Here is a 25,179-nt window from a genome sequence, read left to right as displayed (position 1 = left end):
ACAGAACACGGGGCTTTCAATATTAAAACTAATCTTTTCCTCCATTCTTTCCCCTGTAAATTCAGTCAATTGCCGAGAGTTTTATCGATAACCAATGCCATTTCTATGTGACTACAGTCAAGTCTTAAATTATGTGCTTTATGGTACAGTTACGTTTAATAATTTAGACAGCGATAGCTCTTTATGTGCCGTTAGGCACCGAGCGGTAGCGTAAGAAACTTTGGGCAATGTAGAGAGTAATATGTCGATTGAAAGCGTTGTTAGCTGGGCTAACAAGTTAAAAAAGAACCTTTGGTGGCGTCATGCGATCAGATTAGCTGCTGAGAAAGGCGAACTAGGGGGGGATGATTTAAAATTCCTTTTCACTATCGCCAAAATGGAACATGGTCTAGAGGCTCAGGACGAATCATACTCAGACTGCATTGCGCCACTAGACCTTACTGGCTTTGGTGAGGAAGGACAGGCTGTAAATCTGAAGAGTATTGGCAAAGTGAACCATGTATCCGCATTGGTTTCTGATGCCTTGTTGGAATTCAAAACCGAAGGTCTGACTGCGGTGTATGGTGACAACGGCTCTGGTAAGTCGAGTTATGCAAAAATCCTCAAGAACGCCTGCTTAACTCGCGGTGATACACCTCAAATCCTATCTAATATTTATAATGATAGATCTGGAGACCCTTCAGCTGAACTCTCGATTGTCGTAGTCGAAGAACAACATGATGTCGAGTGGGCTCTATCTGCCACCCCACGTGAAGACCTAAAGTCTATTCGTGTCTTCGACAACACCTCTGCTGCTCACTATATTTCGGGTGAAGATGCTATTGAGTACAAGCCTGTTGGAATGAAGCTCTTGGCCCAGCTTATGCGCGCCTGTGAGTTTGTGCGCGCTGAAAACGATAACGAGAAGAAACCGTTTGTTCAATCTACCCCACTGCCGACCTTTAAACCTGGTGGTGAGGTTCTTGCTTTTGTTTCAGCATTGTCAGCTAACACAAAGCCTGAAGATGTTGACGCACTTTGCATCGATAAAGAAGCAGAAGAGTCGATCCCTGTTCTCATTGAAGAACTAGCGAAACTCAGAACCAGTACTCCTGAGCAGCTTCGCAAAGGTTACAGTGACAAGAGCAAGGGTCTACAGCCATTGCTTACTCATTTGGAGAAACTGAAAGAGAAGTTAGATCAAGAGCACTTCGACTTAATCAAGGCTTCCTATGATGATTACAAAACAAAGCAAGGCGCTGCGGAGTTAGCTCGCAGTCAGGCTGTTGATGGTCATGACCTGGCCGGCATCTGCTCACAAGAATGGGCGCAGATGTGGTCCCACGTTAAGACATTTGTTCAAACTCATAACAGCAAGTTAGCATTTCCACCTCCTGAAGGGTCACCATGTCCTACGTGCCTCCAACCTATTTCAGGCAAAACTGCAACTAAGCTGAAATCATTTGACGACTATTTGAAAGATCAAACTCAGGTAGAAGCCAAACAAGCGAAAAGAACGTTTGACACCTACATTGCGAACCTGAAGATCCTCAACTTCGATCTAAAGCCATATGAACTGGCACTAAGCAAGATCCGCGACCACAGTGCAGAGTGTGCGGAAAGCATCATCGCACTGAATGCAAGCCTCGAAATTCTTCGCGACAACCTAGTTAAGATTGAACCGGACTTTACTTCTATAAAGGTTGACTTCAAGGCTGTTGACTGGATTGCTGCTCAGATCGCCTCTTGGAAGAAGAAAGAATCTGAAGTTGCAACGAATGAAGGTTTAGCTAAGAAGATTGCAGACATGGCGGCTCAGATCCAAGAGCTTGAGGACAGAAAGGCCTTCACTACAGCTAAACAAAATGTAATGAGTGAAATTGCTCGTCTGCAAACTCTCGCTCTATACAATAGTCTTGGTAACTCTTGTCAGTCTACGTCTATCACCACTCAAGCCAACGCTATCGCGAATAGTGGTGCCGTAGGTGCTCTGCAGGATGCATTCAGAGCGGAACTAGAGAAGCTAGGCTTTGACAACTTTGATGTAGGTACCGTTACTCGCGGACATCGTGGCAAGCAAATGCTCAAGATTCGTCTTACAGATAAGCCCAACGGGATCACTGATGTCGCAAGTGAAGGGGAGCAAAAGTGTATTGCCCTCGCTGGTTTCTTGGCTGAGCTTACTGTAGATAACAGAAAATCAGCCATTATCTTTGATGACCCAATTAACTCACTCGATCACAGATGGCGTCGCTTGTTCGCTGATCGCATCGCTCAAGAAGCTTTAACGCGTCAGGTGATTGTGTTCACTCACGATATGTCTTTCTTAAAGATGTTAGAGGAATCAACAGGGGTAGCTCAGGCTCCTTTGGAAGTGGTTTCTATTCGTAAATTAGGGAATGTAGCCGGTTATCCTTTCCGAGAGCCGCCGTGGGATGTCAAGAATACAAAAGCTCGAGTTGGTGAACTGAAGAATTTGGCGCCTCAACTCAAAAAGATGGAAGCATCAGGTAATTTTGAGTATGAATGGAGAGTTAAGCATGCTTACGGTTTGATGCGTGAAACTTATGAGCGTCTTGTTGAAGAGTGGCTACTGGGAAAAGTTGTTGAGCGATTTGGTCGCGCAGTTAAAACTCAAAGCTTGAAAGAGGTCGTCGACGACGTGACCTCTGAGGACAATGATATCATCAATGCAGCAATGTCTAAATGCAGTACTTATATGTGCGGTCATGACAACGCAACTGGTTTGGCAGTTGATTGTCCTCGCGCGAGTGAATTTGAGAAAGATGTGAATGCTTTGGACGAATACTTCAAGGCCATGAAGAAGCGCCGAAGCTAAACTAAGAAGCTGGGTCTATAAAGTTGCTAACTCCAATATTCTATATTTCTTGCTCTTAATTTGGCAGAGCGTTTCATGAAATATTAAATTTAAAAACAATAATTTAAGTCAATCACTGGTGTTGGGTGTTTTTGGCTGCGAAAGCAGCCAAAATGCTCTCAAACAACAAAGCAGTCCAGTTTAATTTCCCCAATCTTAAGTTATCCGAAATGACCGATTTAGAGCATAAGGTCTAACTGATTTATGTCCAGCTTCGTGCCAGCTTTTTCGTCTGGCAAAGATCGTAAGCGCATCGATCTAAGGCGCGTCAGCTTTGTTTTCTCCGGTACCCATGCTCGTAGTCTTAGTCGACTGGTTTCGATTGATGGCGTTACGGGCCCCCATTGACTGCATGGCCGCTCTATCACTCTCTATGGGAAAGCATTTCCTCTATCTGAACAATGCTTTAAGTTACATGACAAATTTCTAGCGATTTTGCCAACATCTTACCACCCAATCTCATGCGACTTATAGTGAGCGATGCTGGATTTAAGGTTCAATACACCAATGACTGTATAGGGACATTAAGGTTAATCGAAGATATTTTATTAAAAGCCTAATGTTAAATAAAAAACCGCATCAAAGAATTATTGTGTTTTTTTTTGCGTTATGAACACGTTAATGTTATTTCGAGTAGAAATCTTGATCGCTTGGGATGGCTCGTTAAACTGGAATAGGGCACATCACATCACTATATAAAAGGGGGAGTTGTGATGGAGCATTCGATCCAATTTTATCTTCTAATCGGTTTTTTTTATCATTGTCGGCGTTACCATTTTTGGCTCTTGGGTATTGTATCAAAATTTTAGAGATAAATAGTCCTTCAGTGCTTTTTGTGACACTGTAATGTGTTCGTTCATTTCGTTACCAAATGACTAACGTATTTACTTACATATCTAGAATTCTCGCTTCATCTTTATGCGGATGCTGTGAATATTCACCCATTCCATCAATTTACCCTTATTGTATAAAAATGTTTCGTACGCACAGCAGTGCAGACATTGACCATAGACAATACTGGTATCGCGTAAACAGAATTGCAGACTAATCGACACACACATCTGAATAACCCGAGCATTTGACCACTATATTTTATGGTCACCAAATATTGAGGTTGATTTTGTCGTTTGGTCACCAGTTTTGCGAGACAAAAATTTTCATCTGGTCACCGTTTTGGTCACCAGATGGACACCGGGCATTTCTTACTAATAAATCGAGATTTGGTTATTGGATAAAAATTCATAGTGAGGGGTGATGGGAATAGGGCTTCAATAAAGAAAGGCGGGTCTAATTTTTATAGAGTAGAAACAACAACGCCAAGCTAAGTGCTTGGCGTTGTTATATAATATGGTGGATCCGGGCGAACTCGAATCGCCGACCCCCGCCATGTCAAGGCGGTACTCTAACCAACTGAGCTACGGATCCAAATTATGTTCTTTTGCATTTCTATGCATAAAGGAGTGGTGGGTCCGGGCGAACTCGAATCGCCGACCCCTACCATGTCAAGGTAGTACTCTAACCAACTGAGCTACGGACCCATTCCCTAAGAACGAGATGGATGTTACCGAGAGTTATTGATTCGTGCAAGTGCATTTTTATCGATTTAAACTCGTTTGCTCTATATCTAGGCGAATTGTTGACAATTTATTCGCCACTGACTAGAAAGTGTGCTTTAAATCACGAACATATCGAGTGAGACCCATTCACTATCGGCCTCGTCCATCAAACATCACGATGATAGTTTTAGTGATAATGCTCAAGTCCATATTCAACCATGATCTCATTGAACATAGTGACAGGGCATAGCTGTGGTCATAACCCACTTTGCGTCGCACATCATCAATGCAAGTATCATAGCCTTGGTTAACCTGAGCTAATCCGGTAATACCTGGCATAACACCGTAGGTACGATCGGCGAAATAAGGAATCGCATTTTCTAGCTTATGATAAAAACTTGGGCGCTCTGGTCTAGGACCAATTAATGACATATCACCCAAAACCACATTCAACAGCTGAGGAATTTCATCAAGGCGGGTTTTGCGTAAAAATCGACCCACTGGCGTGATACGAGGATCGTTTTCTGTCGCCCAAACCGCTCCAGTGCGCTGCTCTGCATCCTGATACATGGTTCTGAATTTGATAATCTCAAAAAACACCATTTTCTCTGGGGTCGATTTACCGACACGTAACTGTTTGTAGAATACTGGTCCAGGTGAGGTGAGCTTAATCGCGATGGCAATAAATGGCATCACGGGTGACAGCAATAAAAGTCCGAATAGCGCACCAAAAAGATCGAATAAGCGTTTTGCAAGCCAGATAGGGTAGTAGCGTTTTACATTGTTCATAATCGTTCCTTATTGATCTACGCGAGACCATTTTCCTGATTCAAGTCCAAAGAGGTAGCGTAAGCCGCCGATAAGGTTAGCCCAGTGCCCTGCAACCACATAGAGCACCAACTTGCACACCTTGTGACAGAAAACATGGGGGAATTGATAACTTAAAACCGCCATCGTATAGAGTAAAACTTGGCAATAAAAAGCCAGCATTAAAATCGGGTTGTTTAACATCGCAGCGGATGACGCAAAGCAGAGCAGTAATAAATAGGGAGTGAGGAGTCTGAGGCCTTTGCCCGAAAAGAAAGCGAAGGCCACACCACGGTATTTAGGCAAAAACATATCGAATAGCTGAATGGCTTGTTGCATGTTGCCTGCTGAGATACGCAAACGACGATGAAAATCATTGCTTTGAGTCGTCGTTTCTAACTCTAACGCCATAATTTGTGGTTCGTGAATGGCCACATAGCCACGGCGAACAATTTGCATCGGAATGACAAAGTCATCATTGATGGTATTCGCGTCAAGGGCGGTAAACAAATGGGTGCGAAATAAATAGAAAGCCCCATGTGCGCCAATAGTAGAACCAAGCTTGGCTTCATTCACTTTTACTTGGCTTTGATACTGCCAGTACTGATTTTCACCTGAATTTTCGGCTGAAAATAGCTGATAGTGACCGTTGACGACGCCAACATTACTGTTATTGAAATGCTGATTAGCCAGCCAAAGTGCATCGATAGATATAAGCGCAGACACATCACTGAGCGCGGCAATATCACTATCAATGGTTCTGATTTGTTCATTGAGAACGGTAACCTTACCGCGATTATCTGCAAAAGCTCGGATCTCAAAGTGCGTGTCGCTACAAATCGCTTCTTGTATGGTCTGTTCGGCTATATCGACGGTACTGTCACTGCAACCGTCGCAAACAATGATGACTTTCAATTTGTCGCGAGGGTAATCGAGGCAAGCGAGGTTGCGAATTTTTTCAGCAATCCATAACTGTTCATTATAAGCGGGCACTAAAACAGTAATCGAAGCGCAGTCGCTATCATGTTTCGCGCTCTTATAGCCACGACGAGACGTGAATACATCATAGTTAGGGTGCTGTTTTGAATACCAAGATAGCAACAATGGATACACTAGGTGATGATAGATAATCAGGCCACTCGAGACGCCAAATAAGGAGATTAAGATAATACTACTCATGCTTGTTTCTCCCCGCTTAGCTGGTTGTAGGCTTTAATCATTGTCCGTATGTCATTGTTTTTAATTACAAAACTTCGAGGCGATGTTGCAGGCGATTGCTTTAGAGAAGCCATGATGCCGTCCGCTAACGACTCTGGGCAGCCTGGCTTGACACAGATGCCGGATTGAGGACAAATGGTCTCTTTACTGGCACCCACATCGGTTACCACTGTGACAACGTCACACGACTGTGCTTCTAGAGTCGACAATGGAAATCCTTCACTTCGAGAGGGTAAGCAGAATAAGTCGAGGGCTTGGTAGAAACGGGTCATATCGCATAATAACCCCGTGAAAGTGACTCTGTGCTGAATGTGTAATTGGTGGGCTAGCTGGGTTAACGAATGACGCTGTGAACCATCGCCTGCGATCACTAGATGAATATGATCTGGTAAATTGACCATGGCTTTTAATAGAAGATCGTGGCCTTTGACTGGTTCGAGTCTTCCTGCGCAGCCAATTAAGGCCACATCGGTGGGCAGATTGAGTAATTGTCTAGCGAGGTGCTTAGCGCCGGGCTTAAATTTTTCACAGTCGATGCCGTTTTTGATCACGCTTACTGAATGATGGTGAAAATGTTGGTTGATTTGCTCGCGAACTAGTTCGGCATCAGCAACCCATTGAGGTTGGGCAATACGTAGAGCTAGGGACTGTAACCTCCGATGTTTACTTTGGTTTAAATGCCAAGCATCGTGCTCGGTATGAATTCGAGTCGTAACACCAGCAAGTCTCGCTGCGATTCCAGCATAAAGCACCGGACCAATATGATGAGTATGTACCACATTTGGGTTTAATGATTTAAACAACTGACGCAATGTTACGATAGTGCTCAGGCTGAAACCTTGTGGCTTGTCGAGAAAAATCAGCTGCTCACGATACTGACTAAGTCTGGGCCAATGTTCGATGGCTTGAGATTTTTCTCCTTCAAGGCTAATGATCAAGCAGCGTTGTTCGGTGGAGGAGAAGGTAAGCATATCGAGTGCCAAAGACTCTAGCCCGCCTGGGGCAAGGTGCTGAACCACGTGCACGATAAGTTTGGTTGATTTGATCATGGACACTCCTGATAGAAAGTTATCTTTGGATTGCTAACTTATTATTTATATAGAGTTTTGCATGGAATGTGCCAGTAATTTAGTTATTTAAAATCAATCAGTTAAATTGTTTGTTGGTAAATTCTTATCCTGATTGTCAAATTGAGTTTTAATTGACAAGACGAGGTCCGATATTGGGAATATAGGTAATAACTGGCGCACCAGTGATGACTTCGATTTCATCTTTACGGCGTACTGAAGAGTCAAATAATTCAACCAAAGTAGCAATTCCGACACCTAATCCAATTCCCGCGACTATTCCGGCAATGATGAAAATGATCAGTGGTAGGTTGGCTGGACGGCTAGGTGTATAAGGGAGGTCAATAATTTTGACGCGTTTATTTTGTTCAAATACCCCAAGTGAACCTGTGAGTTGGGCCATTTCATAACGCTGAATCAATTCATCATATAACTGACGCTTGAGCTCTGCATTGCGCACTAAACGGTGCATGGTTTTGGCATTGTCGCCAAATTGATTGGCCTCTTGTTCAAGGCTTTCAATCATGGAATGGAGGCTTTTGGTTTCTTCACTCAGCGACTCATACCGGCTGCGTACTAGCTGTAGGCTTTGCAACTGAGTGACAAGAAGAGGTTGCATCTCGCTGATGTCACCTAACTGGTTGCTGCTGGCAATATCCCATAATTGATCACTGGTGATGTTAGGTTGTTCCATATTGAGCAGTAATTTACGCTCGTTTTCTAATCGGCGCAGTTCACGATCTTTGCCCTGAATTAAGCTGTGACTGTCGGTGTAACGCGCCTTAAGTAAGGTTAATTGACTTCGAATTTCTATGATTTGGTCTTCGATTTTTCCGACCACAGGGTTGGTCTTAGAAAGCTGTTGATCCAGTGAACCTAAACTACGCTCAACGCCAGCTAATTCGGCTTTTTTTTCGGCATAACTTTGTTTGAGAGAGGCCAGGCGACCTAAAGACTGAGATTGCATTTCTGGAGTTACGGAGGCGAAGCGGTTTTTGAAGTCTGCAAGCTCGTTTTCAGCGACATCGAGCTCTTCGCGGCGTTTCTCAATATGAATCGCCAGAAATGCAGCCGAGTCTTGAATCGACGAACGTTCCGGTGCCAAAAGCTGCTCGATAAAATGGTCGCTGATCGATTCAAGCATCTCTTTCATACCAGCTGGTTTTGGCGCAGAGAGTGAAATTTTAAGAAAGTCTTTACCAGGTTGAACAATCGTTAAGTTATTGGACAGTTTATTGATGACGTAATCTTTTGCCTCTGGCGACATGTCATCGTTGATCAAGTTATGCTCTTTCGCGACGGCAGTAAGAACATGACGACTTTTTAATAAGGTGCTCAGTGCATTCAAGCGTTCTTTGAGCATGGTTGATACCGCTATGTCCTCTAAAAAAGGGTTCATCTTAGCGGTTTCTTGGATCAACATTGATGTGTGGGAAACATAGTTAGTTGGCGCCATTTTTCCGATCATCAAGCCGATAAACGGCAATATGAGGATCGGCACAACAATAACGTAACGTTGACGCCAAGCTGCGTTTAACAGCACGATTAACCTTTGTTTCAAGTCGTTCATAATGACTCCAATAGCGTCGTTAGTTGCGCTGAACGATAGTCCCAGCTGTGATCAGAAATATTCACGCTTGTCGGGTTGATAGTGTGTTGCTCAACTTGCTTTAGTGCCTGTGAAAATTGCGCCGCGTTATCGACGACAGAAATGCATTGTTGGTAGGGCGTCAATGCAGGAAAAGACGTACTGATCACACGACTACCCGCACTGAGGTATTCGAGTAATTTTAATGGGCTGCATGAGGCAATTTGCCCATTATTGATAAAGGGCAGCAAGCTCACATCCCAATGTTGGCTATAACGCGGCAATTGACTGTGTGGTTTTGGCCCCAAATAGTGAACATTTGCTAATGACGGTAAAGGGTTATGGCTGAGCTCTATTGGCCCGATAAAAACAAATTGCCAGTCCGGATTTTCGCGACAGACCGTATCAAGTAACGAGTAATCGAGCCAATTGGATATACTGCCGTAAAAGCCAGCAATTTTATGCCCTTGATGAGGTAGGTCTTGTGCGCGCTTCGCAGGGCGGCTAAACAGTGCAATGTCGACACCATGCGGCAGATAATGCGCTTTCGATTGAGGAAATTTGGTTAGCAACTTAGCACTGGCGGCTAAAATTAAATCAGCCTTAGCGGCCAGCTTTATTTCATGTTGCTGCACCGTTTGATGGTCAACGCCAGCCAGTGATGAAAAGTCATCGCCGCAATAGTAGACAACCGATGACTCACCTAAGTGTCCACATAGGTCGGCGGTGGTTGGCAAAGAGCTCCACAGAATCGGTTGATGCAGTTCAAGACGTTGAATCACGGGTAAAAGCTGCTGACACATCATTATACGTGCGAGTTTCCGTGCAATCCCAGACTGCGGTGCGGGAATGGTTTTGATATTGACGATTGTCATATTTGTCGGGAGTTCGCAGTCAATCCGATAACCACCTTTGCCGCGACCGAGCAGTTTGAGTACCGCGCGCTTAATATCTTGTCGATTCCACTTTGGCTGTCTTAGGCCGATTGAGTTAACCCACAGTACTTTCCTTTGCTTGGCAAGACGAGTGATAAGGTGTTGAGTGCTCGAAGGGAGCCCGCCGAAATCTTCCCCAAATACAATAAGATCACGCATGGTCTGCTCCTTGTTCGAGTTGGCGAATCACACGCGCTGGATTGCCTGCAGCCACCACAAATGCGGGTAAGCTTTTCGTCACGACACTGCCTGTTCCGACGATGGTTCCTTGACCTATGGTGACATTAGGACAAACCGTTACATTGGTTCCGAGCCAAACATCTTGCTCAAGAGTTATCGGGCCAACATCGGTGTCTAAATCGCCATCGCCGGCAGCGCGGCGTTGGGCATCAAGTGAATGGCCAGAATATCCAAACAAGAAAGCGCGGCCAGCAATTCGAACATTATCTTGAATTTCAATTCGGGTTCCTACAGCCAGAGTGCTTTGCCAACCAATGTCAACGTTATTGCCAATAATCAATTGTGGTTGATTTGATTGAGGCCTTGCACTAAATGTTGTATGACCAGAAACACGACAATTGCGACCAAGTTTGATCGTTAACGGCCCAGAAACAAAGGGAACCCCGCCGAATAGATAAAGTCCGCGGCCACATTGTGTGGTGCGGCCTTTAAAGGCTGGGGTATAGATGAAGATGCGTACGAAATTGCTCGCACTTGTCATTACGACACTGTAGCAGGCGTAAACGAGTTGATTAAACCATCTGGGAGTGGGGAAATCGCAAGCTCGGATCGTTTTCAAAATGACAAACAATTTGCGATATGATGAATTGTCGTGGCATTGCAGCCAAACCTTAAAGTGGTTGAGGTGTTGTGCAATCATGGTGCTTTCCTAATAACGTAACGATATTAGGTTGTTTCACTTTATGTGCCATAATATAAAGTCAATAAAATCATAAGCTTAATTTTATACTTGTGCGGTTTTCTCAATTTGAGAATAGTTTTGCGTGATACGAGAAATCGCGATACACAGCGCCGCCAAGATATAAATTGGCCATGTAAATCCTTGGGTTAGAAAGGTGCCAGAGACAATTGTGCCAACAATACCAGCGTAAACCGCTAAGGCCGTTGCCATTAGGTAGGGTGAAGTTTGGTGCTGAATCGATGTTAATAAGAGTAAACTTTCACGGCTAGTTTTGACTAACGAAACGATAATACCAACAAATACCGCCAAGCCTAAAAATCCAGTTTCGGCCAGTACACCAAACCAGGTGCTGTGCACCGCATGATTGAGACCATCCCAATGAGGGCTATAAAAGTAATAGTTAGCATAGAAATTATTCAGTCCGACCCCGGTTAATGGGTTATCAATGGCCATTTTAAACGCAGCTTCCCATGCGTATAAACGTCCCATCGCCGATGCGTCTATCCCTTCTTCGGCTGCGCCGCCCGATTGGCGATCAGAAATACCTGCAACCGCGAACAGCAGCGACAAACCAATAATGGCAATCATAATGAGTAAAGATTTTGAGCGAATTAAACGTAAGCCGAATATGCCAAATACCGCGACAGAGCCGAGCAGCCCACCACGACTTTGAGTCGCTATCACCGCTGACATGGCGAGCACGAGACCAATGGCGCCAAGCAGACGCGAAAAACCAATGCCTTTGGTGGTCGCAAAACTAAGGGCAAACGCGAGTGGGAACATCAATACTAAGGAAAGATCGTTGGGATCGCCAAGCACCGAGCCAAGTTGTCGACCAATCGTCACTCGGCTGCCTTCCACCAAGCCTATGCCTGCTGCCGAATTATACAGAGCGACAATGGCAATCAACGAACCAGCCAAAATGATCAGCGTGGCAATTTTTCTCACTGCGATTTGACTGTCGACTAACCAAGCGATCGCGAGAGTCATGATGATGATTTTCCAGTAGATATTTTTAAAATAAGTAATTGCCAAACCTGGGTTAGAAGAGAGCACGGCGCCAATTACGACCAATAACCAAAATACGGCTAGCCAGGTAAAACTTGGATGCCAGAATGGACTTATTTGACGACTGATCAGGGTGTGCCACATTAATGCAGATAGAGCGCCAAGTGACAATAACAACGGGATTTTAAGCGAATAGAGTGCAGGAATCGCTTCATGAATACGGAAAAATGAAAACAGCACAAACAAACTAACCAGCCAAAAGGTTTGATTAAGTACGAATAGAGCACCAAGCGGTAGAAAACAGATCACCACAATTAACGCAGGATGTGGCATTAGATACCATAGGGCAGCTAACGCGAAACACAGCATGGTCATCAATATGATGGCTTTACTCCGGACGCTGTTTATCATGATGCTTTCCCAGCATAGCATTGAAGTTGGATTATCATCTCGCGGACGACATTGACTTTGAGTATGTCACAACGAATGGCGTACCCAATCAAAATGGCGACTTGTAGTGCAAGCATCAATAAGGATAGCCCAAGATGTGATGCAAGGTGGCTAGTCATAATAAACAAACTAGAAAGTAATAATAAACCAATGATTTTATTAAGGCTGTAGTTCAGCTCAATCGATTTTTGACTGTAATAATAAACCAGAGTGAAACGGGTGATTTGACCGATCAGTAGCGCAATTAAAATAGCGTAAACCCCGTAGGTAAAAGTGACGATACCGACGATCAAAGCAGTCATGGTCGAGGCGAGGTTAATGTATAACAACTGAGGGGTTTGACGTTGATAAAGTAATCCAAAATTTGTCAATTCGACCATCTCTTTAAACAGCATCATGATGATGGTAATAGCGATAAAGGGAATCGCATTGCTATAGGCAGATGGCATTGCAAAAGTTACAAATAGCTGGCTCATCCAACACACAACAACGGAAATAATACACAGCAAGACCATGCCTTGATTGGCAGTATTCGCGACATAATCACGACCACATTTTTCCATTGCTTCGAAACGCTTTGGCATCCACCACATATGAAATGGTTGAATTGCAATACCAACGGCAAGCGAAAATTTCGCCGCGATGGCATATAGGCCAAGTGTCGTAAGGTCGCTCACTGCGGCAATAATCCAGCGTTCAGCGCCACTGAGTCCAAAGGCGACGACACCTGATAGCATAAGTGGTGCTGAATAGGCTAAATAGTGTTTAAGACGTTTACTGCTTAACCAAGTGAATGGGAAGTTTAGGTATCGGTGCAACACCAAAAACTGAGCAAAGGTACAAAAAACATTAACGGCAAAGATCGTGGTGATATCGGGTTGATTGTACAACACGGTGATGAGTAAGATGACTTGGGCTGTCACCGTCAACATGCACAGTTTAAAAAAGAACCTCGCTTGATTGTGCAAACGCAGCCAAGCTAAACCAATCGCAAGTGGCGCTTCAAAACACAACACTAGGGCAATAAGCAGTACTTGGTTTTGTTCAAAAGGGGTGTGAGTCGAAACCACAAGTTGGTAACCACCGAGCAGCGCAATACTAGTGCCTATCGATATCAATAGCGCCGCGCTATACAACCTCGCGGCTTTGGCTTTGCGTAATTTTGGCCATTTGATGGTACCAATGAATCGGTAGAGGTTTTCATGCATGGCAAGGCCAACCACTAAGCTGAGGAAAACAGTAGTAATGCCTAACAGCTCAAGTTGACCAATCTCACTCGGGGTGAGGAAATGTGTCATCAAAGGTAAAGTGAACAGCGACATCCCTTTGACCAAAACAAGGCTCATTGCATAGAGACTGATGTTTTTTAGATTCGATAAGCTCATCATGTCACCTCTATTATGAGTAAATACGCATCGTTTTATTGATTTGTGCATCGTTGAGACAGTGAGTAAATTCAAGGTATTGCGACTCTGCACGATACTGGAGTGCAAGTTGGCGGGCGTTGGCCTGGCAGCACAACATCAACTCCCTGTTATTGATAACGTCGAGTAGTGCATGGGCTAAGCTGCTAGCGTCATTCGGCTGGTATTTAATGCAATCGACATTATGTGTTAGCTGTTGATCCCAATACGCGTCATCTTGTGGGATCACAACACACATACCTGCCGCGAGCGCTTCTAAAATCGAGAGACCAAAAGGCTCATTATGACTGGTTGAAACAAAAATACTCGATTGACTACGTATCTCATCAAGATTACTAGGATCTTCCCACCATTGGGTATACGAGAGGTCGACTGGTGCATGGCTAACTGGTAGGCAGATATCTTTCGGACGAATGTAGCAGATATTCATGAGTAGCGGCTGATATGGCGCACATCTCTTGGCCGCGTCAATAAGTAAATCCAAGCCTTTCCATTTCAATAAAGATGCGGCCCAAAAGCACACTGGCAGTGTGTCTTGACATTTTGATGGCCAGCGAGAGGCAGGAATGCCATTGGTAAACGTTTGATAACTTGAAGCTGATAAATAGTGTTCGGCGACCGCTTCGCTATCATCAATACCGAGCTTGTCCGTTAGATAGGCTTGCAGCGCGAGACGAATACTCGCACGTGCACAAGGCAGATAAAAAACACGATCCGCGTTGGCCAAACAATAGCCGATTGAACGCGATAGCCCAACATTACCGTGAATAAACTGGATAACGTCAATGTTGATGAGTTTTTGTAATCCGTATAGCGCCATATCAATCCCCGGTCCTGATGCACCAATGACTTTTTTTACCTTATGGGATCTGATAATAGCTTTGAGTATCAAGAGCAAAAGATAGGCTTGATTGAGCCAGTAGCCTAAGCCGTGATGTTGACGCATTAGCCAAGCTATAGAAGGCAACTGGACGCATTTAACTTTATGATTACGATAAAAATCTGTCTGTAGCCAGAAGTCAGGTTCGATGGTAAGAACGAGGAAATGAGTGTCACTGACTGGCACACAATTAAGAGCATCACTAGTGGCAATTTTTGAGCCGCCTTTGAATGGGATCGGGTCAAAAATGAGAGTTGTTGATGTGTTAGCCATGTTGGCCCCCTAGCGGCAGGCGCTGTGAAAGAAACGTTCTGACTGGTGCAAAGGTTGATATTAAAGAACGCGTTTCAGAAGGTTGTGTGACAAGTTTTTGGTAGAGGTGCTCAATTTTTTGGCAGCTAACGGACACATCGTGATATGACTTAATATGCTGATAGGCGTTACGGGCGTATTTGTCACAAAGAGCGCGGTTGTTAATTAAGATCCGCATCGACTTCGCTAACGGAGCAGCCCCTTTATTTGGGTATAGAATACCAGTCTCGCCATGCTGGATGAACTCGGGTATCCCACCTTCAAATGGTGCGATAATAGGTAGTTTGGCTAAAGCCGCTTCGGCTAAAACTAACCCAAACGCTTCACTGCGTGCAGCACTGACGAAACCATCACAACCTTTAAGCCAACCAATAACATTACTTTGTTCTCCAGTAAAATAGACACGATCTGCAAGATAAAGGTATTCAGATTGGCGCATAAGTTTTTGTTTCAAAGGTCCATCGCCAATGATAACCAAGCTCACATTAGGGTATTCAAAAGCTACATGACGAAGTGCAGTAAGAATTCGGTCGACTCCTTTACGGTGAATAAGCGAACCTACCGTGGCGAAAACGAAATCTTGCTGAGGAATACCGAGCGTTTGTTTAACGTTGACGCACTGTTGCTGTTCAAGTCGAACCGTATCAATGCCATTATGAATCACCGACAATTTACTTTTTGGGTAGCCGTCTGAAAGTAGTGTTTTAGCCACATGGTGACTGACCGCAATAATGTGTGGTGACAAGTGGATGCCAAGTGTGAGCCGATCACGAGCCGGGTAGGGACAGTGCAGTTGTGTTACGCAGGGCACACCGCACCATTTGGCTGCCGCTAACATCCATTGACACGGCGCTGCACTATTAATGTGTATTAGATCAATGCGGTTTTGCTTGATGAGCGCCTTACCGTAGTTGACGAGTGTTTTCCATCCTTGGATATCAAGTCTTGGTGCCCGCCAACCAAGTAACAGTGGGAAGTTATCTAATCGGTTGGCAACACCCAACTCATCAAGCTGCGAGGTCAACTCTTGATTATTAGTCCAAACGAAAGGACGGTATTGGTGACGAGATACATATTGCACCAAGTCGAGCAGGCATTTTTCACTGCCTCGGATCCAGTCGTCGCCATAATGTACAAATAAAATACGTTTACTCATTGCTCGCCTCTCAGTTTGCCACTCGATTGAGCTGTGGTTAGTTGTGGTAGATAAGGCAAGCGCAATGCCAATAATGACATCGGTTTAAGCTACTGAATTTTAGTGTTATTTTTTATTTTAGAAATGGTGTGTAGTCACTTTCTCAATATGACAATCACATTGCGATGGCTAACAAGAGTAGAGTTGGCGTATTTGTGGTATCACCGCTTGGGGAGAATAGTGATGATTGACGGTAGTGATGGCATTGTCTTTAAGCGATTGTCGTTCGGTCGGAGTAAGGCTTAAGTACTGGTGGATTGATTGCTGTAATTGGGCCATTGAAGACACAATATACCCATTGCGACGATGTTCAATCAATTGACTCATGTTACCGACATCTAAGCTGATCACGACGATGCCACGACTCATTGCCTCTAATGCGGTCATTGGCAATCCTTCAAATCTTGAACAGATGATTAATAGACCGATAGACGGCCATATACTATCCATATGACTTTGATGGCCGTGAAAGCAAACATTATTGACACAACAAGCTTGAAGTTCGTTCTCCATTGGGCCAGACCCGTAAACATCAAAGCTTAACGCAGGGTTAAGCTGTGCTAACTCAATGAAGCGATCGGGGGCTTTTTCATAGCTAAGTCGCCCAACGAAAGCAATTTGTTCGCCATCAGCGGGTTGAGTTGAGTCAACACTGACAAAGTTGTTAAATACAACCGCCTTAGCTTTGACCTTGGCAGCAACTTTGTTACTGACCGCGATGGAATGACAAGAGATAAAGGCACTGTAACGGTCGAAGAGATCATATAGCCACACTTTGCCAGTTGGCGTTTCACCTGCATGATAAGTGCTGATTTGAGCGACACTGGTCAATAGCCGCATTGCTTTACCAATCAAACTGGCTTTGTAACCATGGCAATGGATAACCGTGGGGGGCTGCTGCCTGATGCGGCTAAGGAGCGTGTGAAAATAGTGGCCTTCAGTGTCAAGAAACTCAACTTGGATCTTAGCATCGCTAAGCTTATCAGCGACTAAACTTTGTTGTTGGTAGCGACGCAATAATAATACTTTGACTGACACATTGGCTTGCTTGAGCCCGTGGGCCAGTTCAACGACGTGGGTCTCTATACCACCAAAAGTGAGGCTATCAATCAACAGCCAAACTTCATCACACCAGTTGTTGCTCATCTTCCGCTTCCCAGGCTTGTTTCTTACGATAAACGGTCGAAGGACTCAATTCGAGCAAAACGGCGGCATTAAGTACATTGCCATCGCAATAATCTATAGCTTGTTGAATCGTTTCGCGCTCTATCTGCCACATTGGTCTAATTTCAGCAGGCTTAGCGTTCTCTGCAAGGGCAACGTTATTTGAAATGTTGTTTGAGATATTGTGCCCACTTTGCGCTGAAGCTGAAGTAGGTTGGTGCGAAACACTCTCAACTTCACGCGTGACCTGTTGCGGATGCTTGGCCCGCTTGGAGTAGGTCACTTGCTCTGGCATGTGTTGCAGACGCAGGGAGTTATCATCATTGAGTACCACAATATTACGAATAATATTTTGTAATTGTCTGACGTTACCCGGCCATGCGTAACGTTTTAGCGCAGGTTCTGCATCGCGATTAATGACATTGAATTTTTTGCCATCTTCTTTGGCGTAAAGTTTAACGAAATGGGTCGCCAGCGTAATGATGTCGTTGCCACGTTCGCGAAGGGCAGGCATTTCAATCGGTACCACATGCACGCGATAGTAGAGATCTTCACGGAAACGGCCCTCTTCAACTTCAACTAGAGGATTGCGGTTGGTGGCGCAGATAATTCGTACATCCACTTTGCTTTCTCTGCTCGCCCCAAGAGGGGTAAAGGTGCCTGTTTGGAGAAAACGCAGCAGTTTTTTCTGCATCTCAAGTTCCATTTCACACAATTCATCAAGGAAAAGAGTGCCACCATGGGCCATTGATGCCGCGCCTTTACGATCGCTTGTTGCACCAGTGAATGCCCCTTTAACATGACCAAAAATCTCACTTTCCATCAAATCCTTGGGGATTGCGCCGCAGTTGATGGCGATAAAGGGCTTATCGCTGCGTTTGCTTTCTTTGTGGATAGCTTCGGCGCACACTTCCTTACCTGTACCGCTTTCGCCGACAATAAAAACACTGGCTGAAGTGGGCGCAACCGCATCAATGATTTTGTATACTCCTTGCATTGGTAAGCTTGAGCCGATAAAACCGTGGAATCGATTACGATCAAACTTACTTTCAATGCTTTCGACAAGACTTTCAAGTTTGCACTGCTGTAGATGGAGGGTTATTGAGGTTTTTAATCGATCGGCATTGATGGGCTTTTCAAGAAAGTCTTTGGCTCCTTTTTGTACCAAGTTAACCGCCAAATTGACAGAGCCATGCGCCGTCGCGATCACGACCGAAGTGGGGACTTGATTCTCGTTGATCCAATCGAGGATCTCCTCGCCATCCATGTCGGGCAGTTTTAAGTCGAGAATCACTAACTGTGGGATATTTCTTTCAATAAATGCGATCGCTTCTCGACCCGTTTCGACATGAAACAGATCGTATGGTTCGTCTTTAACATACTGCTTGTACAAAATGGCTAGTGAAGTTGAGTCTTCAATGAGTAGTACTTTTGCTTTCATCGCCAACGTCCTTGGTTTTTATCTTTAAAGTTCAGGTGACTCGCTAAATCCTTGCTGCTTACGCTGCTCTAGGGCTTGCAAAGAGCGCATCGCGGTCAACTCTAATTCTGTTTTCAACTGGTAAGCTTCTTTTTCTCGACCTTCTAGACACAAGTGTTCGATTTTACGTGAAAGTATCGATAGGGCGCGGTTGCCGAGCGCGAGTGAAGAACTGCCCAAAGTATGAGCCTCGAACTCGAGTACATTTTTATCTTCATTTGTCATCGCCACGGCGATCTTTGCCAATCGTTGTTGTGACTCTTCTAAGTAATGTTCAATCAGCATCGGCATGATGTCAGCACTAGTGTCTTCAATCATCTGCTGGAGGATGGTTTCATCAACTAAATCCACATTAATACCTTTCTCATTGGCAACATCTTGTTTGTCTACGGATAATCTGTAGGCTATGGCTTGCCTGTTGTTCGGTGACGATGGCTCAAATATCGTGTTTGAAGTCTCATTTAAGAATAGATTAATTTTTTCAATTAGTTGTGACAATCTCAACGGTTTTGACAGGTAGTCGTTCATTCCTGATGCAATGAATTTCTCTTTGTCACCCGCTAGAGAATGGGCGGTTAGCGCGATGATAGGTAGGTTGGCACTCGACGGATCATTTAGCGCTCTAATCATTTCGGTGGCTTTCATTCCATCCATTTTTGGCATTGAGATATCCATAAAAACCAAGTCATATTGATAGTTTTGTATCATCTCGACGGCTTCTAAACCGTTTTGAGCCATGTCGATCTGCAGACCAACACGCTTAAACATCTCTTGAATGACTAACTGGTTGGCGCGGTTATCCTCTGCGACCAGTATTCTGGCGTTAGGGCAGAGCAATTCGTGGTTGGCATCGGATTCGATTATGGTGTCGTGTTGGTCATCACAGACCTTAAGTTGGATTGTAAACGTAAACGTACTACCGACCTCAGGCACACTAACCACTCTGACTTCACCATCCATTAAGTGGCAAAGTCTGCGGCAGATTGCAAGCCCCAATCCAGAGCCTTCCTTGCTGCGAGAGTAGGTCTGATCAACCATAGTAAACTCATCAAACAAGTAGTCTAGTGCGTTTTTTTCGATGCCGATCCCAGTGTCTTGAATATCAAATTGAAGCTTTACCTTTTCGCCAGACAACGCTTCACTGGCTATTTTGACAGTGACGCTGCCTTGTTGAGTAAATTTGAAAGCATTACCAAGCAGGTTAAGTAAAATTTGTTTGATACGATTGTGGTCGCCTCTGACCTTGGTCGGTATATCGCCTTGGAAATAACAATGAAAAACCAAATCTTGACTCGCGGCGGTCGGAGAAAATGAGTCAACGACACTTTCAACGCAATGACGAAAATCGAACGGTTTATCTTCTAAAATCAGTGTATTAGATTCCATACGAGTAAAGTCGAGAATGTCATTGATTACTGAAAGTAAAAAGTGGCCCGACTCCGTCGCGGTTGAAACCATTTTACGCTGTTCTGCAGTGAGGTTGGTTTCCTCGAGAATATTGAGGATGCCAAGTACGCCATTCATTGGGGTACGTATCTCATGTGACATTGAAGCGAGGAAACGACTTTTTGAGTCGTTAGCTTGTTCAGCACCTTGACGTGCTTGAGTGAGGTGCTGGTGATCTTTGGCTAATTTAGCGGACATTTCGTTAAACGCTTTCGATACCTGACCTAACTCGTCTGTGGGATGTTGTTCGAGCTGATAACCGGGGCCATGAGTGCCTAAATTGTTTACTGCTGTCGTTAAACGAGTCAGGTGACGCGTTAAATACGTTCCCAGAGTAAAAGACGCTAAAGCGACTAAGAAAACTTCAACAGCGGCAAGGCCGACAATGGCTTGTTGAGCTTCAGCCAACATCTGCTTGATAGGCGAGGTTGCAAAACCAATATCGACATAACCAAATACCTGCTCATCACTAACAATCTCGGTTCGTAAGTCAAACACACCATCGTTAACGGATGCCAAACTTGTGTCAGTGATGAACGCTCTACTGAGTAAACTTTCGTCACCTGCAACCGCAACATCCTGACCATCATGAGAGACGCGAACATATGCCACATCTTCAATGGCCATTAAGGTGTTTACTAAGTCATTGAGCGTGACGAGATCGGTTGAATTGAGCGCATCTTTGGCTGCGTGCGCAAACATCATGGCACTGGATTGGGCACGTTGCAGTAGCTGCTTCTCGTTCGAGTCAGCAAGAAATTGCATCGCGCTAAACACTAATGTGATCAGAACGACAATCTCAATCAGTGCAATGCTGAGTATCGTCTTAAAGCGAAGTGTCATCACAACTCCTAGGCTGACTGAGCTAAAAATTCATTGGTCAGGATTTTTTGGGCCCATTTCTTACGCCAGTTTAGGGGAATAAAACGCAAACGGTTAAGCTCACGTACCATTTCTTCAGCTAAGGTTGCTTGCTGTTGTAAATTTAGCACCGAACCTAATAGTGAGATGGTGTTGCTCTCGAGCATCTGAGTCGCTTTATGCAGTTGTCCTGAAGAGGTTTTACCGCCCATGACGACCAAAGCGGTTTGATCGCAGGCGCTTGCGACGACTTGCGCAGGTATGTTGCTGCGATTGATTTGCAATATCGGTGAGGTATCGCAAAGAATGCGGTCAAACTCATTTAGCCAACCAGACATCACTTTAGTTAATTGGCTGGGATCTTTGTAGGCCAACAGAGCAGACTGATTGCTCGGTACGGTTAATCCAGTAAATAACTGATGGGTTGAGGAGTGCTCAATTAAGTGACCAACTTGATTATGTTGATTCGGTGTAATGTCAACGGCTTCAAACGCGGGGTGGAATGTATTTAAGTCAACCACCAAGGTTTTGTGGCCTGCCAACATGTAACGCTCGGCCAACGCTGATACTACTGAAGTGACGCCGTCAGCAGATTGACAAGCCGTAATACAGAGTGAGCGACACTGCTTCATCTCGGCGGCAAGATAAATTTGTTCAATTTCGGTATGCGTTGCAGGAATCGTCATTACAGCGCTCCTATTAATACGATGGTGGTGGTGAGGCGCAAGATATCCTCGAGACCAACACGGGCTTTTTCCATGAAACTGTCATTACGGTCAGGAACATAGATGGTGTCACCGGCGCGAAGTACAGGCAGTTGGTAGATGTTAGCGGTTTTACTGAAAGAGACTAAGTCGAAGGTACGTGCCTGCCCTTGGCAGCATGACATGTTGACGATGGATATTTTCTCTAAATAGGCACGTTCAGAGGGGCCGCCGGCTTCGGCGAGTATATCTAATACCGTCATGTTGTCATCAAAGACATAGCGACCTGGGCTATTGACCGCACCAAGCACGCGCACCGTGGACTCTTTAGAACGGTCTAACCAAATCTTATCTTTTTCTGGGATGTAAATCGTATCACCCATAGTGACTTTAGGAAGTAAACGCTCATCACCCGTTTCAAAATAGAGGGATAAGTTAAGTTTACTGACCTTTGCGTACTTTTTGTCTCGATGAGTGATGCGAATGTTGTGTATATCAGCATCTTTGGTTGGTCCATCTGCGGCAGATAGAATGTCGAGAAAGTGCATATCTTTGGTAAAGCGGTAGCGACCTGGGGCGTTGATTTGACCGAAGACATAGATAGAAGCATCGGAACTCTGGCGTACCCATTGTGATTTGTTGTCAGAAGGATCTTGTGGCAGATCGTGGACGCGAACAATAGCACCAGCCGTTACAGGCGGTAAGTCGGCCGATGGGGCACCAGCAAGAATAAAGGCATCTAAGTCAAAAAGATGTAACTTATTCCCTGTGCTTACAACCTCGATTTTTGATGTGTCGGCTCGTAATGTTGGGCCTCCAACATGGGACAGTAAGTCCATCAAGTCCATTTCATCTGACCATTCCACTCGACCAGGGCGCACGACTTCGCCAATCACACTTACGGCGCGATCAGGTGAAATTTTGAGCCATGATTTTTCGTTCATATCGGTTTTTTCTGGAACAAAAATAGCGTCACCAGCGTCGATATTTGGCGTTTTTTGTTTGGTTAACCCTTCGGTGAACGCGGTAAGATCGAATTTCACGACGTTACCGTTAGCCTTGATAATGCGTATTTGGCGTGATTCTGCGTAGCGTGTTGGGCCGCCAGCGTTGGCCAATATATCCATAAATGAGGCGTTCTTTTTGCCTTCATAGGCGCCAGGCTGAGCGACTTCACCCATGATGTAGACCACATTGGCACCCGCTTTTATTTCATCTTCTTGTTTAGGCACAAAAATGGTTGTGCCAGGGGTTAAAGTCGGAAGGAGTGATATATCGCCACTGTCGAGATAGGTTTTAAGGTTGAATAGCTTAGGACTATTGTCCGAGATGACACGAATTTGCTCGACAGAGGCGTAACGAGTGACGCCGCCAGCTCGCATAATGATATCGACTAAATCAGATTTAGCTTGATAGCTAAACGAACCTGGGGCGTTGACTTCACCAAAGACTTTAATCGCAGTACGTCCATCGGCACTGTCTCCTGAATCGGCGAGTTTACTTGCGTCGAACTCTTGCTCTATGTTGCCGACTAAAGGCGAAGCAGGGACGAAAACAGTATCAAGCGATCGTAGTGGCGGTAATAACGATTCGTCGCCAGTATCAAGAAAAGCTTTGTAATTGAAGTTGAGTTTGTCTTTTCCTCGTTTGATAAAAAGATTATTGAGCTGGGCGCCAGAGCGTAACCCTCCTGCGGCATGTATGGCCATTTGAATATCGGCGCTTTTGGCTAAAGTATATTCTCCGGGTGAATTTACATAGCCTTGTATCGAAACCAAGATCTGCTGTTGAGCGATGTAAACAGACGCTGAGGATAAGTCACGATAGACTTTTTCTAATGATTCTTTGACGGCATGTTCAAGCTGAACCTCGCTATAGCCCGCGACATATAAGGCGCCAACTTCTGGGAGGGTGATTCGGCCCCGTTTATCAACTTGAAAACCTTTATTTAAAGTCGATTCACCGGGCAAGTTCACCTGTATAAGATCGCCAATTTGCACCCGTTCCACTTCAGTTTGTGCGTAAGTAACCATACAGAACAGCCACAGCGCTAAGCATAAGCTAATCCTTTTCATAGTAGCCCCCTTGTTGGCTAGCCTTGGTCTTTTCTTGGCTATCAAGTACTTCGATACTGACACGGCGGTTAGTTAAATGAGTTGCGGCAGACTCTCCTTGATATAGTGGTAGGTCACTACCAACAGATAAAGTATTAATACGATCCGGCGCAAGGCCAAAGATGGTTAAGTAGCGTTTGACTTGCTGGGCTCTGCCCATCGCCAACTCAATATTACTTTGTGGATCACCGCTTGAATCGGCGTGTCCGGTGACGGATAGAGTGAGCGTTGGATTTTGTTCTAGGACATTGGCCGCACGTGCCAAATGTCCCATGTATTTAGGGTTTACTTCTGTTGAGTTTAAAGCAAATTGATTGTCGATATTCAACAAGTCATAGAGCCTTTCTATCACGGCTAATCGTTGTTGGAAGGCATTTTCGTCAACAGGAGCCACGCATCGTGATTGCGAAGTCACGTAATCAAGCTGTAACTCAAGTTCATTGAGCCTGTTGCGTTGAATGACTAGATCATTGGCCGCATCAAGCAAAAGACCACCCTCAAGCTCACGTGCAATACGATTTTGTTTTTCTAACGCTTGGACTACGGCTGCGGGGAAGCACCATCGCGCGCCCTCACGAATGAGCGAGTCGAGATGAAGCTTAGCCAATTGCCAATCAAATCTTAAACCATGCTCAGGGCCAAGAGGTTCATCGGGCATGATAGGAGTAAAACTTGATTGAATATAGGATTCAGCTAAGCCACCACGCCCTTGCTCAGGATAACTAGAGCATCCGCTAATCACGGTGATCAAGACTATCTGAGCAAAGAGTAATAGAGTTAATTTCATGCCAACGTCCTTTATTAATATTATTATTTTTAAAAAGTTTGCGAGTTAACCGGAATCGCTTGATTGATACGAAGGAGGTTCATAATCTCAAGTGGTTGACCTGACGCGTTCTCAATACGCATACTCCGCTGACGTTCAACCAAACGTTTATATAAATAAACGATAGCACCCACACCAGAAGAATCGAGGAATTGGACCTGACTAAAGTCAATTTCAATATCTTGCACAGACTCTTGTGCGATCAGCTCATCGATATGAGGCTGAGCAAATCGACTGCCATCCGCATCTAAATTGCCATTAATGAATAAAGTGATGTTAGTGTCGCTTGCTTGTACTTTACGTAGTTCCATGAGATTGCTCCTTTTGCTGTTCTATAGCAGAGAGCATGGAATGTGCCAAAATTA

Annotated in this window: 18 protein-coding genes, 2 tRNA genes and 1 pseudogene; 2 read left to right on the top strand and 19 right to left on the bottom strand. The window is 44.7% G+C overall.

All coding sequences use genetic code 11. The features are described 5' to 3' along the window. The first annotated feature begins 241 nt into the window (after positions 1-241). Positions 242-2,818 carry an AAA family ATPase gene (locus tag ViNHUV68_RS06940; protein ID WP_391090115.1) on the top strand — a complete coding sequence of 859 codons (2,577 nt, stop codon included), beginning with the start codon at positions 242-244 and terminating at the stop codon, positions 2,816-2,818. Positions 2,819-3,122: 304 nt separating this feature from the next. Continuing rightward, positions 3,123-3,360 (top strand): annotated as a pseudogene (locus tag ViNHUV68_RS06935) (IS4 family transposase); the annotation flags it as partial. An 845-nt stretch (positions 3,361-4,205) separates the two neighbouring features. Here ViNHUV68_RS06935 and ViNHUV68_RS06930 read toward each other — a convergent pair. The 19 genes from ViNHUV68_RS06930 to ViNHUV68_RS06840 all read right to left on the bottom strand — a co-directional run bounded on the left by ViNHUV68_RS06930 (position 4,206) and on the right by ViNHUV68_RS06840 (position 25,125). Beyond that, positions 4,206-4,282 (bottom strand) — tRNA-Val (locus ViNHUV68_RS06930). A gap of 36 nt (positions 4,283-4,318) precedes the next feature. Then, positions 4,319-4,395, bottom strand: a tRNA-Val gene (locus ViNHUV68_RS06925). Between the two features lie 168 nt (positions 4,396-4,563). After that, positions 4,564-5,202 (bottom strand): sugar transferase, encoded by a 639-nt coding sequence (locus ViNHUV68_RS06920; protein ID WP_391090113.1) that lies wholly within the window; start codon positions 5,200-5,202, stop codon positions 4,564-4,566. A gap of 9 nt (positions 5,203-5,211) precedes the next feature. After that, positions 5,212-6,399 (bottom strand): glycosyltransferase, encoded by a 1,188-nt coding sequence (locus ViNHUV68_RS06915; protein WP_391090112.1) that lies wholly within the window; start codon positions 6,397-6,399, stop codon positions 5,212-5,214. Then, positions 6,396-7,487 (bottom strand): glycosyltransferase, encoded by a 1,092-nt coding sequence (locus ViNHUV68_RS06910; RefSeq protein WP_391090110.1) that lies wholly within the window; start codon positions 7,485-7,487, stop codon positions 6,396-6,398. Before ViNHUV68_RS06910 ends, ViNHUV68_RS06915 begins: the two co-directional genes overlap by 4 nt. 148 nt (positions 7,488-7,635) lie before the next feature. After that, a complete protein-coding gene (locus tag ViNHUV68_RS06905) occupies positions 7,636-9,075 on the bottom strand; it encodes a chain-length determining protein (RefSeq protein ID WP_038174662.1) in 1,440 nt (479 codons plus the stop codon). Then, complete coding sequence (locus ViNHUV68_RS06900) at positions 9,072-10,187, bottom strand: glycosyltransferase (protein WP_038174663.1); 1,116 nt, start codon at positions 10,185-10,187, stop codon at positions 9,072-9,074. The genes ViNHUV68_RS06905 and ViNHUV68_RS06900 overlap by 4 nt, the downstream gene beginning before the upstream one ends. Continuing rightward, positions 10,180-10,908 (bottom strand): DapH/DapD/GlmU-related protein, encoded by a 729-nt coding sequence (locus tag ViNHUV68_RS06895; protein WP_391090108.1) that lies wholly within the window; start codon positions 10,906-10,908, stop codon positions 10,180-10,182. The genes ViNHUV68_RS06900 and ViNHUV68_RS06895 overlap by 8 nt, the downstream gene beginning before the upstream one ends. A gap of 84 nt (positions 10,909-10,992) precedes the next feature. Further along, positions 10,993-12,333 carry an O-antigen ligase family protein gene (locus ViNHUV68_RS06890; RefSeq protein WP_391090287.1) on the bottom strand — a complete coding sequence of 447 codons (1,341 nt, stop codon included), beginning with the start codon at positions 12,331-12,333 and terminating at the stop codon, positions 10,993-10,995. A gap of 32 nt (positions 12,334-12,365) precedes the next feature. Then, positions 12,366-13,796, bottom strand: a complete 1,431-nt coding sequence (locus ViNHUV68_RS06885) for an oligosaccharide flippase family protein (protein ID WP_391090106.1) — start codon at positions 13,794-13,796, stop codon at positions 12,366-12,368. Positions 13,797-13,806: 10 nt separating this feature from the next. Next, the gene (locus ViNHUV68_RS06880; RefSeq protein ID WP_391090104.1) at positions 13,807-14,985 is read right to left on the bottom strand and encodes a glycosyltransferase; all 1,179 of its coding nucleotides are present in this window, start codon (positions 14,983-14,985) and stop codon (positions 13,807-13,809) included. Further along, entirely contained in the window at positions 14,978-16,180 is a 1,203-nt protein-coding gene (locus tag ViNHUV68_RS06875; RefSeq protein WP_391090102.1) for a glycosyltransferase, read from the bottom strand. The genes ViNHUV68_RS06880 and ViNHUV68_RS06875 overlap by 8 nt, the downstream gene beginning before the upstream one ends. Before the next feature lie 168 nt (positions 16,181-16,348). Beyond that, positions 16,349-17,365, bottom strand: a complete 1,017-nt coding sequence (locus tag ViNHUV68_RS06870) for a glycosyltransferase (protein ID WP_391090100.1) — start codon at positions 17,363-17,365, stop codon at positions 16,349-16,351. Then, entirely contained in the window at positions 17,346-18,824 is a 1,479-nt protein-coding gene (locus ViNHUV68_RS06865; RefSeq protein ID WP_391090098.1) for a sigma 54-interacting transcriptional regulator, read from the bottom strand. Before ViNHUV68_RS06865 ends, ViNHUV68_RS06870 begins: the two co-directional genes overlap by 20 nt. 24 nt (positions 18,825-18,848) lie before the next feature. Further along, a complete protein-coding gene (locus ViNHUV68_RS06860; protein WP_391090096.1) occupies positions 18,849-21,152 on the bottom strand; it encodes a response regulator in 2,304 nt (767 codons plus the stop codon). A gap of 8 nt (positions 21,153-21,160) precedes the next feature. Further along, complete coding sequence (locus ViNHUV68_RS06855) at positions 21,161-21,856, bottom strand: chromosome partitioning protein ParA (protein ID WP_391090094.1); 696 nt, start codon at positions 21,854-21,856, stop codon at positions 21,161-21,163. After that, positions 21,856-23,907, bottom strand: a complete 2,052-nt coding sequence (locus ViNHUV68_RS06850; protein ID WP_391090285.1) for an SLBB domain-containing protein — start codon at positions 23,905-23,907, stop codon at positions 21,856-21,858. Before ViNHUV68_RS06850 ends, ViNHUV68_RS06855 begins: the two co-directional genes overlap by 1 nt. 28 nt (positions 23,908-23,935) lie before the next feature. Then, on the bottom strand, positions 23,936-24,775 hold the full coding sequence (locus ViNHUV68_RS06845; RefSeq protein ID WP_038174677.1) for an OmpA family protein: 840 nt from the start codon (positions 24,773-24,775) through the stop codon (positions 23,936-23,938). Between the two features lie 29 nt (positions 24,776-24,804). Then, positions 24,805-25,125, bottom strand: a complete 321-nt coding sequence (locus ViNHUV68_RS06840) for an STAS domain-containing protein (RefSeq protein ID WP_038174678.1) — start codon at positions 25,123-25,125, stop codon at positions 24,805-24,807. Positions 25,126-25,179 lie beyond the last annotated feature (54 nt).

Origin of the sequence: Vibrio sp. NH-UV-68 (assembly GCF_042940635.1) — a bacterium.
Classification (GTDB): domain Bacteria; phylum Pseudomonadota; class Gammaproteobacteria; order Enterobacterales; family Vibrionaceae; genus Vibrio; species Vibrio pacinii.
The sequence above is the reverse complement of the archived record's forward strand: the minus strand, read 5'-3'. Positions and strand labels throughout refer to the sequence as shown.

What these genes read in the sequence shown, in the direction of transcription:
- ViNHUV68_RS06840 (WP_038174678.1), bottom strand. Translation starts at nt 25,125, where the DNA reads ATGGAACTACGTAAAGTACAAGCAAGCGACACTAACATCACTTTATTC.
- ViNHUV68_RS06845 (WP_038174677.1), bottom strand. Translation starts at nt 24,775, where the DNA reads ATGAAATTAACTCTATTACTCTTTGCTCAGATAGTCTTGATCACCGTG.
- ViNHUV68_RS06905 (WP_038174662.1), bottom strand. Translation starts at nt 9,075, where the DNA reads ATGAACGACTTGAAACAAAGGTTAATCGTGCTGTTAAACGCAGCTTGG.
- ViNHUV68_RS06855 (WP_391090094.1), bottom strand. Translation starts at nt 21,856, where the DNA reads ATGACGATTCCTGCAACGCATACCGAAATTGAACAAATTTATCTTGCC.
- ViNHUV68_RS06910 (WP_391090110.1), bottom strand. Translation starts at nt 7,487, where the DNA reads ATGATCAAATCAACCAAACTTATCGTGCACGTGGTTCAGCACCTTGCC.
- ViNHUV68_RS06885 (WP_391090106.1), bottom strand. Translation starts at nt 13,796, where the DNA reads ATGATGAGCTTATCGAATCTAAAAAACATCAGTCTCTATGCAATGAGC.
- ViNHUV68_RS06880 (WP_391090104.1), bottom strand. Translation starts at nt 14,985, where the DNA reads ATGGCTAACACATCAACAACTCTCATTTTTGACCCGATCCCATTCAAA.
- ViNHUV68_RS06875 (WP_391090102.1), bottom strand. Translation starts at nt 16,180, where the DNA reads ATGAGTAAACGTATTTTATTTGTACATTATGGCGACGACTGGATCCGA.
- ViNHUV68_RS06850 (WP_391090285.1), bottom strand. Translation starts at nt 23,907, where the DNA reads ATGGTTACTTACGCACAAACTGAAGTGGAACGGGTGCAAATTGGCGAT.
- ViNHUV68_RS06940 (WP_391090115.1), top strand. Translation starts at nt 242, where the DNA reads ATGTCGATTGAAAGCGTTGTTAGCTGGGCTAACAAGTTAAAAAAGAAC.
- ViNHUV68_RS06920 (WP_391090113.1), bottom strand. Translation starts at nt 5,202, where the DNA reads ATGAACAATGTAAAACGCTACTACCCTATCTGGCTTGCAAAACGCTTA.
- ViNHUV68_RS06895 (WP_391090108.1), bottom strand. Translation starts at nt 10,908, where the DNA reads ATGATTGCACAACACCTCAACCACTTTAAGGTTTGGCTGCAATGCCAC.
- ViNHUV68_RS06870 (WP_391090100.1), bottom strand. Translation starts at nt 17,365, where the DNA reads ATGAGCAACAACTGGTGTGATGAAGTTTGGCTGTTGATTGATAGCCTC.
- ViNHUV68_RS06900 (WP_038174663.1), bottom strand. Translation starts at nt 10,187, where the DNA reads ATGCGTGATCTTATTGTATTTGGGGAAGATTTCGGCGGGCTCCCTTCG.
- ViNHUV68_RS06915 (WP_391090112.1), bottom strand. Translation starts at nt 6,399, where the DNA reads ATGAGTAGTATTATCTTAATCTCCTTATTTGGCGTCTCGAGTGGCCTG.
- ViNHUV68_RS06860 (WP_391090096.1), bottom strand. Translation starts at nt 21,152, where the DNA reads ATGACACTTCGCTTTAAGACGATACTCAGCATTGCACTGATTGAGATT.
- ViNHUV68_RS06890 (WP_391090287.1), bottom strand. Translation starts at nt 12,333, where the DNA reads ATGACCATGCTGTGTTTCGCGTTAGCTGCCCTATGGTATCTAATGCCA.
- ViNHUV68_RS06865 (WP_391090098.1), bottom strand. Translation starts at nt 18,824, where the DNA reads ATGAAAGCAAAAGTACTACTCATTGAAGACTCAACTTCACTAGCCATT.